This is a genomic window from Escherichia sp. Lx600-2, from assembly GCF_036662595.1.
Lineage (GTDB): Bacteria > Pseudomonadota > Gammaproteobacteria > Enterobacterales > Enterobacteriaceae > Escherichia > Escherichia coli.
This window is the reverse complement of the sequence record NZ_JAYQWM010000003.1, coordinates 17,367-33,201: the sequence shown is the minus strand read 5'-3', so window position 1 is coordinate 33,201 and position 15,835 is coordinate 17,367. Positions and strand designations below refer to the sequence as shown.

At 52.7% G+C, this 15,835-nt stretch carries 16 protein-coding genes and 1 tRNA gene; 11 read left to right on the top strand and 6 right to left on the bottom strand.

What is annotated here, in order from left to right; translation table 11 throughout:
* Positions 1 to 51 precede the first annotated feature (51 nt).
* Positions 52 to 330 carry an acylphosphatase gene (gene yccX, locus OQV04_RS01590; RefSeq protein ID WP_032280668.1) on the top strand — a complete coding sequence of 93 codons (279 nt, stop codon included), beginning with the start codon at positions 52 to 54 and terminating at the stop codon, positions 328 to 330.
* Here yccX and tusE read toward each other — a convergent pair.
* From tusE to OQV04_RS01575, 3 genes are all read right to left on the bottom strand, one after another.
* Complete coding sequence (tusE, locus tag OQV04_RS01585) at positions 327 to 656, bottom strand: sulfurtransferase TusE (RefSeq protein ID WP_000904442.1); 330 nt, start codon at positions 654 to 656, stop codon at positions 327 to 329. The two genes, yccX and tusE, sit on opposite strands and share 4 nt — an antisense overlap.
* 90 nt (positions 657 to 746) lie before the next feature.
* Positions 747 to 1,406, bottom strand: coding sequence for an FtsH protease modulator YccA (yccA, locus tag OQV04_RS01580; RefSeq protein ID WP_000375136.1), 660 nt, complete (start codon positions 1,404 to 1,406; stop codon positions 747 to 749).
* 206 nt (positions 1,407 to 1,612) lie between these two features.
* A tRNA-Ser gene (locus tag OQV04_RS01575) sits at positions 1,613 to 1,700 on the bottom strand.
* A 425-nt stretch (positions 1,701 to 2,125) separates the two neighbouring features.
* Between OQV04_RS01575 and hyaA the strand changes: the two genes are divergently transcribed.
* The 10 genes from hyaA to appA all read left to right on the top strand — a co-directional run bounded on the left by hyaA (position 2,126) and on the right by appA (position 11,902).
* Positions 2,126 to 3,244, top strand: coding sequence for a hydrogenase 1 small subunit (hyaA, locus tag OQV04_RS01570; protein WP_032280669.1), 1,119 nt, complete (start codon positions 2,126 to 2,128; stop codon positions 3,242 to 3,244).
* On the top strand, positions 3,241 to 5,034 hold the full coding sequence (gene hyaB / locus OQV04_RS01565) for a Ni/Fe-hydrogenase large subunit (RefSeq protein ID WP_000107391.1): 1,794 nt from the start codon (positions 3,241 to 3,243) through the stop codon (positions 5,032 to 5,034). The genes hyaA and hyaB overlap by 4 nt, the downstream gene beginning before the upstream one ends.
* 18 nt (positions 5,035 to 5,052) lie before the next feature.
* On the top strand, positions 5,053 to 5,760 hold the full coding sequence (gene hyaC, locus OQV04_RS01560) for a Ni/Fe-hydrogenase b-type cytochrome subunit (RefSeq protein ID WP_001186424.1): 708 nt from the start codon (positions 5,053 to 5,055) through the stop codon (positions 5,758 to 5,760).
* Positions 5,757 to 6,344 (top strand): hydrogenase 1 maturation protease, encoded by a 588-nt coding sequence (gene hyaD / locus OQV04_RS01555; RefSeq protein ID WP_000003670.1) that lies wholly within the window; start codon positions 5,757 to 5,759, stop codon positions 6,342 to 6,344. Before hyaC ends, hyaD begins: the two co-directional genes overlap by 4 nt.
* A complete protein-coding gene (gene hyaE / locus OQV04_RS01550) occupies positions 6,341 to 6,739 on the top strand; it encodes a hydrogenase-1 operon protein HyaE (RefSeq protein ID WP_000063969.1) in 399 nt (132 codons plus the stop codon). Before hyaD ends, hyaE begins: the two co-directional genes overlap by 4 nt.
* Entirely contained in the window at positions 6,736 to 7,593 is an 858-nt protein-coding gene (locus OQV04_RS01545; protein ID WP_000004885.1) for a hydrogenase expression/formation protein, read from the top strand. The genes hyaE and OQV04_RS01545 overlap by 4 nt, the downstream gene beginning before the upstream one ends.
* A 133-nt stretch (positions 7,594 to 7,726) precedes the next feature.
* Positions 7,727 to 9,271, top strand: a complete 1,545-nt coding sequence (gene appC / locus OQV04_RS01540) for a cytochrome bd-II oxidase subunit 1 (protein ID WP_000263563.1) — start codon at positions 7,727 to 7,729, stop codon at positions 9,269 to 9,271.
* An 11-nt stretch (positions 9,272 to 9,282) separates the two neighbouring features.
* Positions 9,283 to 10,419, top strand: a complete 1,137-nt coding sequence (appB, locus tag OQV04_RS01535; protein ID WP_000460777.1) for a cytochrome d ubiquinol oxidase subunit II — start codon at positions 9,283 to 9,285, stop codon at positions 10,417 to 10,419.
* A gap of 12 nt (positions 10,420 to 10,431) precedes the next feature.
* Positions 10,432 to 10,524, top strand: coding sequence for a cytochrome bd-II oxidase subunit CbdX (cbdX, locus tag OQV04_RS01530; protein WP_000270305.1), 93 nt, complete (start codon positions 10,432 to 10,434; stop codon positions 10,522 to 10,524).
* 79 nt (positions 10,525 to 10,603) lie between these two features.
* A complete protein-coding gene (gene appA, locus OQV04_RS01525; RefSeq protein WP_032280679.1) occupies positions 10,604 to 11,902 on the top strand; it encodes a bifunctional acid phosphatase/4-phytase in 1,299 nt (432 codons plus the stop codon).
* 119 nt (positions 11,903 to 12,021) lie between these two features.
* Here the strand turns inward: appA and etk are convergent, their stop codons facing one another.
* The 3 genes from etk to OQV04_RS01510 are packed head-to-tail and all read right to left on the bottom strand — an operon-like array spanning position 12,022 to position 15,795.
* Complete coding sequence (gene etk, locus OQV04_RS01520; RefSeq protein WP_032280671.1) at positions 12,022 to 14,202, bottom strand: tyrosine-protein kinase; 2,181 nt, start codon at positions 14,200 to 14,202, stop codon at positions 12,022 to 12,024.
* A 19-nt stretch (positions 14,203 to 14,221) separates the two neighbouring features.
* Positions 14,222 to 14,668, bottom strand: coding sequence for a protein-tyrosine-phosphatase Etp (gene etp / locus OQV04_RS01515; protein ID WP_000057871.1), 447 nt, complete (start codon positions 14,666 to 14,668; stop codon positions 14,222 to 14,224).
* A complete protein-coding gene (locus OQV04_RS01510) occupies positions 14,656 to 15,795 on the bottom strand; it encodes a polysaccharide export protein (RefSeq protein ID WP_032280672.1) in 1,140 nt (379 codons plus the stop codon). Before OQV04_RS01510 ends, etp begins: the two co-directional genes overlap by 13 nt.
* Positions 15,796 to 15,835 lie beyond the last annotated feature (40 nt).

Below are 15,835 nucleotides of genomic sequence, written 5' to 3'. Positions count from 1 at the left end.
GGAGTTTTCCATGGATTTGCAACGCGTCCATTAAGGATAAGGAGAGCAGCAATGTCGAAAGTCTGCATAATTGCCTGGGTTTACGGGCGAGTTCAGGGCGTAGGATTTCGCTACACCACACAGTACGAAGCGAAAAGACTGGGTTTAACCGGGTACGCCAAAAATCTTGACGATGGCGGCGTGGAAGTGGTTGCTTGCGGTGAAGAAGGGCAGGTAGAAAAATTAATGCAGTGGTTAAAGAGTGGCGGCCCGCGTTCTGCGCGTGTAGAACGGGTGCTCAGCGAGCCGCATCATCCCTCGGATGAATTAACCGATTTTCGTATCCGTTAAATACACTTTACCGGTTTTGGCAGGCCAGCAATTTTGGTGGCTTGCTTAGCCGGACCTTTCGGAAACAGTCGGTATAAATAGCGGCTGTTACCTTTTTCTTCGCCAAATTTATTCGCCATCGCTTTTACCAGCATACGAATCGCCGGAGACGTATTAAATTCCAGATAGAAATCACGCACAAAACGCACCACTTCCCAGTGTTCTGGCGACAGCGAAATCCCTTCGTTCTCTGCAATCACCACTGCCAGCGGCTCACTCCACTGGCTGCTTTCTTTGAGATAGCCTTCGGTATCCGTTTCTATCTCTTTACCTTCGAAGATCAGCATAATTATTACTACCTTAATCAGACTGCCGGCAGTGTAACAAAAAACAAAGCCCCGCATAAAGCGAGGCTATGACAGTGTTAGCGGGTGAGATTAATCGCGGCTGGCGAAGCCCAGAATGCTCAGCAGGCTGACGAAGATGTTGTACAGCGAAACATACAGGCTAACCGTGGCACGAATATAGTTCGTTTCACCGCCATGAATGATGTTGCTGGTTTCAAACAAAATAGCGCCAGAGGAGATCAAAATGAAGACCGCGCTGATCGCCAGATGCAGAGCAGGCAGCTGCAGGAAGATATTAGCAACCATACCAATCAGCACCACCACAATACCCGCCATCAGCATACCGCCGAGGAACGACATATCTTTGCGGGTGGTCAGCACATATGCAGAGCAGCAGAAGAACACTAACGCCGTTCCGCCCAGTGCCATAGCGATTACGTCACCCATTCCGGCAGACAGATAGGTGTTCAGAATTGGTCCGAGGATATAACCCAGAAAACCGGTAAAGGCGAATGCGGAGATAATCCCGGTCGGCTTATTCGCCGTTTTATAGGTCAGGAACATCAAACCATACATACCCACCAGCGTCAGAATCAGACCCGGAGATGGCAGCATCAGCACCGTACTGGCAGTTGCGGTAATCGCCGAAAAGGCCAGCGTCAGGCTCAGCAGAAAATAGGTATTACGCAGCACCTTATGGGTGCTAAGCAGTGATGTACGGTCATGTGAAGAACTAACAATACGATCCATTGAGTCACTCTCTATGACAGATGTAATTAATTAAGCAGCATAATGATAATGCGTAAGGGCACCCAGAAGTTTTACCCATCTTTACGCATTTGATCTGGAACAGGTTTAACAGCGGATTATCAGGTCATTAAGCAAATATAACGCCCTGAGAATTTCGACAGGCAAAAGAAAAAGGGGTTAGCATTTAGCTAACCCCTTATCTTATCTGGCGGAAGCGCAGAGATTCGAACTCTGGAACCCTTTCGGGTCGCCGGTTTTCAAGACCGGTGCCTTCAACCGCTCGGCCACACTTCCGGAATGACGCGCACTATAAACATCCCGATGCGGCGTGTAAACCCCTAATTTGTTTGTTTGCCTGAAAAACAGCCAAAAGTGCATTGATAGCGTGAAATAACAGCAGATTGATCATTTCATCACCATGAATTCCTTCTCTTTTGCTCGTTTAGCAACTGGCTAAACATCCCACCGCCCGGCAAAAAGAAAAATAGGTCCATTTTTATCGCTAAAAGATAAATCCACACAGTTTGTATTGTTTTGTGCAAAAGTTTCACTACGCTTTATTAACATTACTTTCTGGCGACGTGCGCCAGTGCAGAAGGATGAGCTTTCGTTTTCAGCATCTCACGTGAAGCGATGGTTTGCCTTGCTACAGGGACGTCGCTTGCCGACCATGTGCGCCCGGTGTCCTGCCGGTGTCGCAAGGAGGAGAGACGTGCGATATGAATAACGAGGAAACATTTTACCAGGCCATGCGGCGTCAGGGCGTTACCCGGCGCAGCTTTCTCAAATATTGTAGTCTGGCTGCCACGTCGCTGGGATTAGGCGCGGGAATGGCACCAAAGATTGCCTGGGCGCTGGAGAACAAACCCCGCATTCCAGTGGTATGGATCCACGGTCTGGAATGCACCTGCTGTACCGAATCTTTTATCCGCTCCGCTCACCCGCTGGCAAAGGACGTCATCCTTTCCCTGATTTCCCTCGATTACGACGATACTTTGATGGCTGCCGCCGGAACCCAGGCGGAAGAAGTCTTTGAAGACATCATCACGCATTACAATGGCAAATATATCCTCGCAGTAGAAGGTAATCCGCCGCTGGGCGAGCAGGGGATGTTCTGTATCAGCAGCGGTCGACCGTTTATTGAGAAACTCAAACGTGCCGCTGCCGGAGCCAGCGCGATTATCGCCTGGGGAACCTGTGCGTCCTGGGGCTGCGTGCAGGCCGCGCGACCTAATCCGACACAGGCAACGCCTATCGACAAAGTCATCACCGACAAACCCATTATCAAAGTACCTGGCTGCCCGCCGATCCCGGATGTGATGAGCGCCATCATTACTTACATGGTGACCTTTGATCGCTTGCCAGATGTCGACAGAATGGGTCGTCCACTGATGTTTTATGGTCAGCGTATCCACGATAAATGCTATCGCCGCGCTCACTTCGACGCCGGAGAGTTCGTCCAGAGTTGGGATGATGACGCTGCCCGCAAAGGTTATTGCCTGTACAAAATGGGCTGCAAAGGGCCTACCACCTATAACGCCTGTTCCTCCACACGCTGGAATGATGGCGTTTCTTTCCCAATCCAGTCTGGTCACGGCTGCCTGGGCTGTGCGGAAAATGGTTTCTGGGATCGCGGTTCGTTCTACAGCCGCGTGGTCGATATTCCACAAATGGGTACTCATTCCACCGCCGATACCGTCGGTTTAACCGCGCTTGGTGTGGTGGCAGCGGCTGTTGGTGTGCACGCAGTCGCCAGCGCCGTTGACCAGCGCAGACGTCATAATCAGCAACCTACAGAAACCGAACATCAGCCAGGCAATGAGGATAAACAGGCATGAGCACTCAGTACGAAACTCAGGGATACACCATCAATAATGCCGGACGCCGCCTGGTGGTCGACCCGATTACGCGCATTGAAGGCCACATGCGCTGCGAAGTGAATATTAACGATCAGAATGTAATCACCAATGCCGTCTCCTGCGGCACCATGTTTCGCGGGCTGGAGATCATCCTGCAAGGGCGCGACCCGCGCGATGCGTGGGCGTTCGTTGAACGTATCTGCGGCGTCTGTACTGGCGTACACGCTCTGGCTTCGGTTTACGCCATCGAAGATGCCATCGGTATTAAAGTGCCGGACAACGCCAATATCATCCGCAACATTATGCTGGCAACGCTCTGGTGCCACGATCATCTGGTGCACTTCTATCAGCTTGCCGGGATGGACTGGATCGATGTGTTGGATGCGCTGAAAGCCGACCCGCGGAAAACCTCCGAACTGGCGCAAAGTCTCTCCTCTTGGCCGAAATCATCCCCTGGCTATTTCTTCGACGTACAAAACCGCCTGAAGAAATTCGTTGAAGGCGGGCAGTTGGGGATCTTCCGCAATGGCTACTGGGGGCACCCGCAGTACAAGTTGCCGCCAGAAGCCAACCTGATGGGCTTTGCCCACTATCTCGAAGCTCTCGATTTCCAGCGTGAAATTGTCAAAATCCACGCGGTCTTTGGCGGTAAAAACCCGCATCCAAACTGGATTGTCGGCGGGATGCCTTGCGCCATTAACATTGACGAAAGCGGCGCGGTCGGGGCGGTCAATATGGAACGCCTGAACCTGGTGCAGTCGATTATCACCCGCACGGCAGACTTCATTAACAACGTGATGATCCCCGACGCCTTAGCCATCGGTCAGTTCAACAAACCGTGGAGCGAAATCGGCACGGGTCTTTCTGATAAATGTGTCCTCAGCTACGGCGCATTCCCGGATATTGCCAACGACTTTGGCGAGAAAAGTCTGCTGATGCCTGGCGGCGCGGTGATTAACGGCGACTTCAACAATGTGCTGCCAGTGGATTTGGTTGATCCGCAGCAGGTGCAGGAGTTTGTCGACCACGCCTGGTATCGATATCCCAACGATCAGGTCGGGCGTCATCCGTTCGATGGCATCACCGACCCGTGGTACAACCCCGGCGATGTCAAAGGCAGCGATACCAACATTCAGCAGCTGAATGAACAGGAACGCTACTCGTGGATCAAAGCGCCCCGCTGGCGCGGTAACGCGATGGAAGTGGGGCCGCTGGCACGCACGTTAATCGCTTATCACAAAGGCGATGCTGCGACCGTTGAGTCGGTCGATCGCATGATGTCGGCGTTGAACCTGCCGCTTTCCGGCATCCAGTCAACGTTAGGCCGCATTTTGTGTCGCGCGCACGAAGCACAGTGGGCCGCAGGTAAGTTGCAGTATTTCTTCAACAAGCTGATGACTAACCTGAAAAACGGCAATCTTGCCACCGCCTCCACGGAAAAATGGGAACCCACAACCTGGCCGACAGAGTGCCGTGGTGTCGGTTTTACCGAAGCGCCGCGCGGGGCGTTAGGCCACTGGGCCGCCATTCGCGATGGCAAGATTGATCTCTACCAGTGCGTGGTGCCGACCACCTGGAACGCCAGCCCGCGCGATCCCAAAGGGCAGATTGGCGCTTATGAAGCGGCGCTGATGAACACCAAAATGGCGATCCCCGAGCAACCGCTGGAGATCCTGCGTACTCTGCACAGCTTTGATCCGTGCCTCGCCTGTTCAACACACGTGCTGGGCGACGACGGTAGCGAGCTGATCTCCGTGCAGGTGCGTTAACAGCGAAGGAGAATCATCATGCAACAGAAAAGCGACAACGTTGTCAGCCACTATGTCTTTGAAGCGCCAGTGCGTATCTGGCACTGGCTGACGGTGTTATGCATGGCGGTGTTGATGGTCACCGGTTACTTTATCGGCAAACCGCTACCTTCCGTCAGCGGCGAGGCGACGTATCTGTTCTATATGGGCTACATCAGGTTAATTCACTTCAGCGCCGGGATGGTTTTTACCGTGGTCTTGCTGATGCGGATCTACTGGGCTTTTGTTGGCAATCGATACTCCCGCGAGCTGTTTATCGTGCCAGTATGGCGTAAAAGCTGGTGGCAGGGCGTGTGGTATGAAATCCGCTGGTATCTGTTTCTGGCAAAACGTCCGAGTGCCGATATAGGCCATAACCCCATCGCCCAGGCGGCGATGTTTGGCTATTTCCTGATGTCGGTCTTTATGATCATCACCGGCTTTGCGCTGTACAGCGAACACAGCCAGTACGCTATTTTTGCGCCGTTCCGTTATGTGGTGGAATTTTTCTACTGGACGGGAGGCAACTCAATGGACATTCACAGCTGGCATCGGCTGGGGATGTGGCTGATTGGCGCGTTTGTGATCGGTCATGTCTATATGGCGCTGCGTGAAGACATCATGTCCGACGACACGGTGATCTCCACCATGGTCAACGGCTACCGTAGCCACAAATTTGGCAAAATAAGTAACAAGGAGCGTTCATGAGCGAGCAACGCGTGGTGGTCATGGGGCTGGGCAACCTGCTGTGGGCCGATGAAGGTTTCGGCGTGCGGGTGGCGGAACGGTTGTATGCCCATTACCACTGGCCCGAGTATGTGGAGATTGTCGATGGCGGTACTCAGGGACTGAACTTGCTGGGGTATGTCGAAAGCGCCAGCCATCTGTTGATTCTCGATGCCATTGACTACGGGCTGGAACCTGGAACGCTGCGAACCTATGCCGGAGAACGTATTCCGGCTTATCTCAGCGCGAAGAAAATGAGCCTGCACCAGAACAGTTTCTCCGAAGTGCTGGCGCTGGCAGATATCCGCGGACATCTGCCAGCACATATTGCCCTCGTCGGTCTGCAACCCGCAATGCTCGACGACTACGGCGGCAGCCTGAGCGAACTGGCACGGGAGCAACTGCCCGCAGCGGAACAGGCGGCGCTGGCGCAGCTGGCTGCATGGGGAATTGTGCCGCAACCGGCTAATGAATCGCGCTGTCTCAATTATGACTGTCTGTCGATGGAAAATTACGAAGGCGTTCGCTTGCGCCAGTACAGGATGACACTGGAGGAGCAGGGATGAGCAACGACACGCCATTTGATGCGTTGTGGCAACGAATGCTGGCGCGCGGCTGGACGCCGGTTAGTGAATTCCGTCTTGACGACTGGCTTACGCAAGCGCCAGACGGCGTGGTGTTATTAAGCAGTGACCCGAAACGCACGCCAGAGGTCAGCGATAATCCGGTAATGATTGGCGAATTACTGCGCGAGTTTCCCGACTACACATGGCAGGTGGCGATTGCTGACCTTGAACAGAGCGAAGCCATCGGAGATCGCTTTGGCGTCTTTCGCTTTCCCGCCACATTAGTGTTTACCGGCGGAAACTATCGCGGCGTGCTGAATGGTATTCACCCGTGGGCGGAACTGATAAACCTGATGCGTGGGCTTGTCGAACCACAACAGGAGCGTGCCTCATGAGCGAAACTTTTTTCCATCTGCTGGGGCCAGGAACGCAACCGAACGATGACAGTTTCAGCATGAATCCACTGCCGATCACCTGTCAGGTGAATGATGAACCGAGTATGGCAGCCCTGGAGCAATGTGCTCACAGCCCGCAGGTGATTGCGCTGTTAAACGAGTTACAACATAAACTAAGCGAACGCCAGCCGCCGTTGGGCGAGGTGCTGGCAGTCGATCTGTTAAATCTCAATGCCGACGATCGTCACTTTATCAATACGCTTCTCGGGGAAGGGGAAGTGTCAGTGCGCATTCAGCAGGCTGACGACAGTGAAAGTGAAATACAGGAGGCGATCTTCTGCGGATTATGGCGGGTGCGCAGACGTCGCGGCGAAAAGTTGCTGGAGGACAAACTGGAGGCTGGCTGCGCGCCGCTGGCGTTGTGGCAGGCGGCAACGCAAAATCTCTTGCCGACAGATTCGCTGTTACCGCCGCCCATTGATGGCCTGATGAATGGCCTACCGTTGGCGCATGAGTTACTGGCGCATGTACGTAACCCCGACGCGCAGCCGCACAGCATTAATCTGACGCAATTACCCATCAGCGAGGCTGATCGGCTTTTTCTCTCACGTCTCTGTGGGCCGGGAAATATTCAGATTCGTACCATTGGCTATGGCGAGAGCTATATCAACGCCACGGGGTTACGCCATGTCTGGCATTTACGCTGTACGGACACCTTAAAAGGCCCTTTACTGGAAAGTTATGAAATCTGCCCAATACCGGAAGTGGTGCTGGCAGCGCCAGAAGATTTGGTCGACTCTGCGCAGCGGCTTAGCGAGGTATGTCAGTGGCTGGCGGAAGCTGCACCGACGTAAAAAGACGGTAAGTATCGCTTTCAGTCTTATGAATATCGCAATCGGCGAATACCTCTGGTCGTAGAGTTTCAGGATAAAGAGGGAGATCTACCATTATCGGGTTATTTTTCTCTCTTCGCCTACAGGAGTGCGCATGTGGGATGTCATTGATTTATCGCGCTGGCAGTTTGCGCTGACCGCGCTGTATCACTTTTTATTTGTACCCCTTACCCTGGGGCTGATTTTTTTGCTGGCTATCATGGAAACCATTTACGTGGTCACCGGCAAAACAATCTACCGCGATATGACGCGCTTCTGGGGTAAGCTCTTCGGTATCAACTTTGCTCTTGGCGTGGCTACCGGCCTGACCATGGAGTTTCAGTTTGGTACTAACTGGTCATTCTATTCCAACTATGTGGGCGATATTTTTGGCGCACCGCTGGCGATGGAAGCATTAATGGCCTTCTTCCTCGAATCCACCTTTGTCGGGCTGTTCTTCTTCGGCTGGCAACGGCTGAATAAATACCAGCACCTGCTGGTGACGTGGCTGGTGGCGTTCGGTTCAAATCTCTCTGCATTGTGGATATTGAATGCCAACGGTTGGATGCAATACCCGACCGGTGCGCATTTTGATATCGACACCCTGCGTATGGAGATGACCAGCTTCAGCGAGCTGGTCTTTAACCCGGTCAGCCAGGTGAAATTTGTGCACACCGTAATGGCGGGCTACGTGACCGGGGCCATGTTTATTATGGCGATCAGCGCCTGGTATTTACTGCGCGGACGGGAGCGCGATGTCGCATTACGCTCGTTTGCCATCGGTTCCGTCTTCGGTACTCTGGCGATTATTGGCACGCTGCAACTCGGAGACAGTTCTGCGTATGAAGTCGCGCAAGTACAACCGGTAAAACTGGCGGCGATGGAAGGGGAGTGGCAAACGGAACCTGCACCTGCACCGTTCCATGTGGTTGCCTGGCCGGAACAGGATCAAGAGCGTAACGCCTTTGCCATCAAAATTCCCGCGCTGCTAGGGATCCTCGCCACTCACTCATTAGATAAACCCGTGCCGGGTCTGAAGAATTTGATGGCTGAAACCTACCCACGCTTGCAACGCGGACGTATGGCCTGGCTGTTAATGCAGGAAATATCGCAAGGCAATCGTGAGCCGCATGTGTTGCAGGCATTCCGGGAGCTGGAAGGCGACCTGGGCTACGGCATGTTGCTCTCCCGCTATGCGCCGGATATGAATCATGTCACAGCCGCACAGTACCAGGCGGCGATGCGTGGCGCGATACCTCAGGTTGCGCCGGTATTCTGGAGTTTCCGCATCATGGTGGGCTGTGGTTCCCTGCTGCTACTGGTGATGCTTATTGCGCTTGTCCAGACGCTGCGTGGCAAAATCGACCAGCATCGCTGGGTGCTGAAAATGGCGCTCTGGAGTTTGCCGTTGCCGTGGATTGCGATTGAAGCCGGGTGGTTTATGACCGAGTTTGGTCGTCAGCCGTGGGCGATACAGGACATCTTACCGACATACTCCGCGCACTCCGCCTTAACCACAGGACAACTGGCTTTCTCACTGATCATGATCGTAGGGCTTTACACCCTGTTCTTAATCGCCGAAGTCTACCTGATGCAGAAATATGCCCGTCTGGGGCCGAGCGCGATGCAGAGTGAACAACCGACGCAGCAACAGGGGTAAAGGAGAAAATCATGTTTGATTATGAAACATTGCGCTTCATCTGGTGGCTGCTGATTGGCGTGATCCTGGTGGTCTTTATGATCTCCGACGGATTTGACATGGGGATTGGCTGTTTGCTGCCGCTGGTGGCGCGTGATGATGATGAACGCCGGATAGTGATTAATAGCGTTGGTGCGCACTGGGAAGGCAATCAGGTCTGGTTGATCCTCGCAGGTGGGGCATTATTTGCCGCCTGGCCCAGAGTGTATGCAGCGGCGTTTTCCGGCTTTTATGTGGCGATGATCCTGGTGCTGTGCTCGCTGTTCTTCCGCCCGCTGGCCTTTGATTATCGCGGAAAAATCGCCGATGCACGCTGGCGTAAAATGTGGGATGCCGGTCTGGTCATCGGCAGTCTGGTGCCGCCGGTAGTCTTCGGTATCGCCTTCGGCAACTTGTTGCTCGGCGTGCCGTTTGCCTTCACACCGCAATTACGCGTGGAGTATCTCGGCAGCTTCTGGCAACTGCTGACGCCATTCCCTTTATTGTGCGGATTGCTCAGCCTTGGGATGGTGATTTTGCAAGGTGGCGTCTGGTTACAACTGAAAACTGTTGGTGTGATTCATCTGCGTTCACAGCTGGCGACTAAACGCGCCGCACTACTGGTGATGCTGTGCTTTTTGCTGGCGGGTTACTGGCTGTGGGTCGGTATTGATGGCTTTGTACTGCTCGCCCAGGATGCTAACGGTCCTTCCAATCCGTTAATGAAACTGGTGGCAGTGCTACCTGGTGCCTGGATGAATAATTTTGTCGAGTCGCCCGTTTTGTGGATCTTCCCGCTACTGGGGTTCTTCTGCCCATTGCTGACGGTGATGGCGATTTATCGTGGTCGCCCGGGTTGGGGATTTTTGATGGCATCATTGATGCAATTTGGCGTGATTTTCACGGCAGGCATCACGCTGTTCCCCTTTGTCATGCCGTCAAGCGTGAGTCCAATCTCCAGCCTGACGTTGTGGGACAGCACTTCCAGTCAGCTGACGCTGAGCATTATGTTGGTAATCGTGCTGATATTTTTGCCCATTGTGTTGCTCTACACACTCTGGAGCTACTACAAAATGTGGGGACGCATGACGACAGAAACTCTCCGCCGTAACGAAAACGAGCTGTACTAAGGAGCAGGAACAATGTGGTATTTACTTTGGTTCGTCGGCATTTTGTTGATGTGTTCGCTCTCCACCCTTGTGTTGGTATGGCTGGACCCGCGATTGAAAAGTTAACGAACGTAAGTCTGATGCGGCGCATTAGCGTCGCATCAGGCAATCAATAATGTCGGATATGAAAAGCGGAAACATATCGATGAAAGCGATCTTGATCCCATTTTTATCTCTTCTGATTCCGTTAACCCCGCAATCTACATTCGCTCAGAGTGAGCCGGAACTGAAGCTGGAAAGTGTGGTGATTGTCAGTCGTCATGGTGTGCGTGCACCAACCAAGGCCACGCAACTGATGCAGGATGTCACCCCAGACGCATGGCCAACCTGGCCGGTAAAACTGGGTTGGCTGACACCGCGCGGTGGTGAGCTAATCGCCTATCTCGGACATTACCAACGCCAGCGTCTGGTAGCCGACGGATTGCTGGCGAAAAAGGGCTGCCCGCAGTCTGGTCAGGTCGCGATTATTGCTGATGTCGACGAGCGTACCCGTAAAACAGGCGAAGCCTTCGCCGCCGGGCTGGCACCTGACTGTGCAATAACCGTACATACCCAGGCAGATACGTCCAGTCCCGATCCGTTATTTAATCCTCTAAAAACTGGCGTTTGCCAACTGGATAACGCGAACGTGACTGACGCGATCCTCAGCAGGGCAGGAGGGTCAATTGCTGACTTTACCGGGCATCGGCAAACGGCGTTTCGCGAACTGGAACGGGTGCTTAATTTCCCGCAATCAAACTTGTGCCTTAACCGTGAGAAACAGGACGAAAGCTGTTCATTAACGCAGGCATTACCATCGGAACTCAAGGTGAGCGCCGACAATGTCTCATTAACCGGTGCGGTAAGCCTCGCATCAATGCTGACGGAAATATTTCTCCTGCAACAGGCACAGGGAATGCCGGAGCCGGGGTGGGGAAGGATCACTGATTCACACCAGTGGAACACGTTGCTAAGTTTGCATAACGCGCAATTTTATTTACTACAACGCACGCCAGAGGTTGCCCGCAGCCGCGCCACCCCGTTGTTGGATTTGATTATGACAGCGTTGACGCCCCATCCACCGCAAAAACAGGCGTATGGTGTGACATTACCCACTTCAGTGCTGTTTATCGCCGGACACGATACTAATCTGGCAAATCTCGGCGGCGCACTGGAGCTCAACTGGACGCTTCCAGGTCAGCCGGATAACACGCCGCCAGGTGGTGAACTGGTGTTTGAACGCTGGCGTCGGCTAAGCGATAACAGCCAGTGGATTCAGGTTTCGCTGGTCTTCCAGACTTTACAGCAGATGCGTGATAAAACGCCGCTGTCATTAAATACGCCGCCCGGAGAGGTGAAACTGACCCTGGCAGGATGTGAAGAGCGAAATGCGCAGGGCATGTGTTCGTTGGCCGGTTTTACGCAAATCGTGAATGAAGCACGCATACCGGCGTGCAGTTTGTAATGCATAAAAAAGAGCATTCAGCTACCTGAATGCTCTGAGGCTGATGACAAACGAAGAACTGTCTAATGCGTAGACCGGAAAAGGCGTTCACGCCGCATCCGGTCACTTTACCTTCAGTTTTACTCTTTCTCGGAGTAACTATAACCGTAATAGTTATAGCCGTAACTGTAAGCGGTGCTGGCGCGTTTAATCACACCATTGAGGATTGCGCCTTTAATATTGACGCCTGCCTGTTCCAGACGCTGCATTGACAAGCTCACCTCTTTGGCGGTGTTCAGGCCAAAACGCGCAACCAGCAGGCTGGTGCCGACAGAGCGCCCCACGACCGCAGCATCGCTCACCGCCAGCATCGGCGGCGTATCGACAATCACCAGATCGTAATGGTCGTTCGCCCATTCCAGTAATTGACGCATCCGATCGCGCATCAGCAGTTCAGACGGGTTAGGTGGCACCTGATCGCGAGTAATCACATCAAAGCCTCCTTTGCCAAAATGCTGGATCACTTTGTTGAGCTCATCTTTACCTGCCAGATATTCCGACAAGCCATGTTCATTACTCACGGTAAACAGGTTATGCGAATAACCACGGCGTAAGTCGGCATCAATAAATAACACTTTTTGATCGGACTGGGCGATCACCGCTGCCAGAGTTGAACTGACAAATGTTTTACCACTGTCTGGCGTCGCACCGGTTATCATCAGAATGTTATTCTCAGTCTCCATCATAGCGAAATGCAGACTGGTTCGTAGCGCACGTACGGCTTCAACAGCAGAATCCGCCGGGTTATCCACCGCCAGGAAGGGGATATTTTTAGTACGATGGCGCTGCTGATTAGAAAATAAATTTTTCTTACGCAGACGGGTACGTTTATCCAGCCACTCGGACATCGGGATGGTGGCATAAACGCTGATGCCGTGCTCTTCCAGTTGTTCCGGGGCTTCTACACCACGACGCAACATCGCACGCGCCAGCACGGCACCCACCGAAATAAACAGGCCAAGAATAAAACCAAGCACCACATTCAACGCTTTTTTCGGTTTCACTGGCTGCGGCTGAGTGACTGCCGGGTCGATAATCCGCACGTTACCAATCGCACTGGATTTCGAAATACTCAACTCCTGCTGGCGGTTAAGTAATTGCAGATATACCGCACGGCCCGCTTCTACGTCACGACTTAAACGCAACACTTCCTGTTGGGTGGAAGGCATTGCCGATACCCGCTTATTCAGGCGTTTGCGTTCTTGCTCCAGCGTCTGGCGTTTTTCCAGCAGCGCACGATAAGTTGGGTGATCTTTCTTATACAGCTGGGAGATCTCTGCCTCGCGGAAGGTCAGCTCATTGAGTTGATTATCAACGTTCACAATCTGCTCAAGAACGGCTTTGGCTTCCAGGTTAAGGTCAACCGAATCGCGCTGCTGGCGATAAACGTTGAGTTTTTCTTCCGCCTGGTCCAGCTCGCTGCGCACTTCAGGCAACTGGCGCTGTAAGAATTCAAGGCTTTGTGAATCCTGCGCCGCCTGGCGAGCGATATTCTGTTGCAAATAGTTGTTAGCGATGCTGTTCAGTATACGGGTAATCAACTGGGGATCATCACCGGTCATGGTAAGTTCCAGCATCCCGCTTTCTTTACTGCGTTCGCTAACGGTAAAGGTTTCCTGCAACGCGTTAATCGCTTCCAGTTCGGTACGTTGGCTCAGGACAAACTGTGTTCCTGGTTTGGCCTTAATATGCGCGATAGTCAGCGCAACGCCATCTTTTTCCAGACGCTGGCCGACCATACCATTGACGGTGAACTCTTCACCTTCCAGCGTATAGTGGCCGTTTTCCCCAACCGTGAGTGTCAGTTGCTGATCCTGACCATTCAGTTGTGGAATATGCATCCAGCTGATCGCCAGCTCACCTGGTTTCTCTTTGGTTAATCTCGCCCAGCCGCGACCCACAATCGGAAAATACTTTTGCTCAACCATGTCGCGCAGATTCAGTTCAGCAATGGTTTTACCGAGAATCATGCGCGATTGCAGCAGTTGGATCTCCGGTGCAGACTCGGGCGATGAGTTAGGGATCATATCGCTCAGGCCGCTGAGAATGGCGTTGCCCTGTTTCTGCTCAACCTGGACCAGAGTATCTGCCTGATAAATTGGCGTGCTTAACAGCGAGTAAGCGACAGCGATCAGGGTGAATAACGCGGTCACGCTGATAATAAACTTACGGTGATCCCATAACTCGCCGACCAGACGAAGCAGATCGATCTCATTTTCCTGAGTGCTGCCTGGTGGCGTATTCATATTTTTAGTTGTCATCGTATTTTATAAACTCAAATTACCGGCTGAGGCGCTTCGCCCATTCCTGACTGGCGCGTTCCAACATACCGTAGACATGTTCAAATGCGTCCTGACTTTTACGATAGGGATCCGGGATCTCTTTCTGTTCCAGCCATTGCCCAAACAGCATTGTCTTCCCGCGGACCTCGGGAGCGATTGCGGTAACCTGAGCAATATGTTCCGACTCCATTGCCAGAATCAGATCGTAATTTCGTGCCATCTCAGCAGTGAGCTTACGTCCGGCATGTCCTTCAAGAGATACGCCATGATTAGCGGCAACATCTGCTGCTGTCGCATCTGCAGGGTGTTTTACCAGACCATGAACACCTGCCGATTTGACTTTTACGCCTGGCAGACGTTTACGCAACAAGCGCTCGCCAATGGGCGAACGGCAAATGTTGCCGGTACAAACCACCAGGATTGAGTTAAATTTTAGTTGGGCCATGTTTGAATCCACCGTGAAGTCTCTGTCAGGTCATGCACCCCGGAAATCGTCGGTACCAGCAGGGAAATCACACGGTTCCAACGAGCCAGCGGCGCGGTAGTGACATAAACAATGTTGTAAGGTTCAAGCTGGAATTCCGTTCCGAGTATCATTGCCGATGCGTCCTTCGCATTCAGCTGATAAATATTGGCGATTTTGCCATTCTGCTTGTTTTGCGTTGCACGAATAACAAAAATCCCCGTCGCATCAGCGACATCCTGATTCATACCCTCAGCGTTACCCAGCGCTTCCGCCAGGGTCATACCGCTGCGGTCCATTTTCAGCGTGCTCTGTTTACCCACTTCACCCATCACGAAGACTTTCAGATCATCGTTGCGCGGAATAAATAAAATATCGCCCGGGTGCAGCAGTTTGTTCTGGCGCAAGTCGCCACGCTGCATCAGCGCATAGAGGTTCACTTTGGTCTTTACGCCATTCTGGGTGAGCACCACATTGCGCCAGTCTGCATCTGCGGTCAGACCGCCCGCGGCGTTAATCGCATCCATGATGGTCAGAGGAATATTGGTAATCGGCTGCTGACCCGATTTGCTGACTTCGCCGGTGACGTACGCTTTTTGCGAGCGGAACGCCGCGACGCTGACATCGACTTGCGGGCTTTCAATGACTGAATCCAGACGCGCTGTAATCTCGTTGCGTACCTGGGTAAGTGTTTTCCCGGCCACTTTCAGGCGACCAATATAGGGGTAGAAAATCGCACCATCGGCGTTAACCCAGTTGCCGGTATCACTGGCGCTACGGTATTGCCCTGCGGGGGTGGTTAGTTCCGGGTGATCCCAGACCGTAACCATCAACACATCACCAATGCCGATACGATATTCATAGTTCGCGATTTGCTGCTCCAGCTCCGGGTTAGCCTGCGACATAATCGGTTTGGCGCGCAGCTGATCAATCAATCCTGGCGTGACGGGATAGATATTGACCATTTTGTCCAGGTCATACTGATTGTCAGGTAGTTCAATGACATCCTTGTTACTGGTCGATAAATTCTGACCAGGAACAAGGGTACATGCTGTCAAAGACAGAACAGCCAATGTCAGTACCGAAAACTTAAAAATGTTCTTTTTCATTGGTTTATATTTATCAGTCAATGTAATGTTATGAATTACG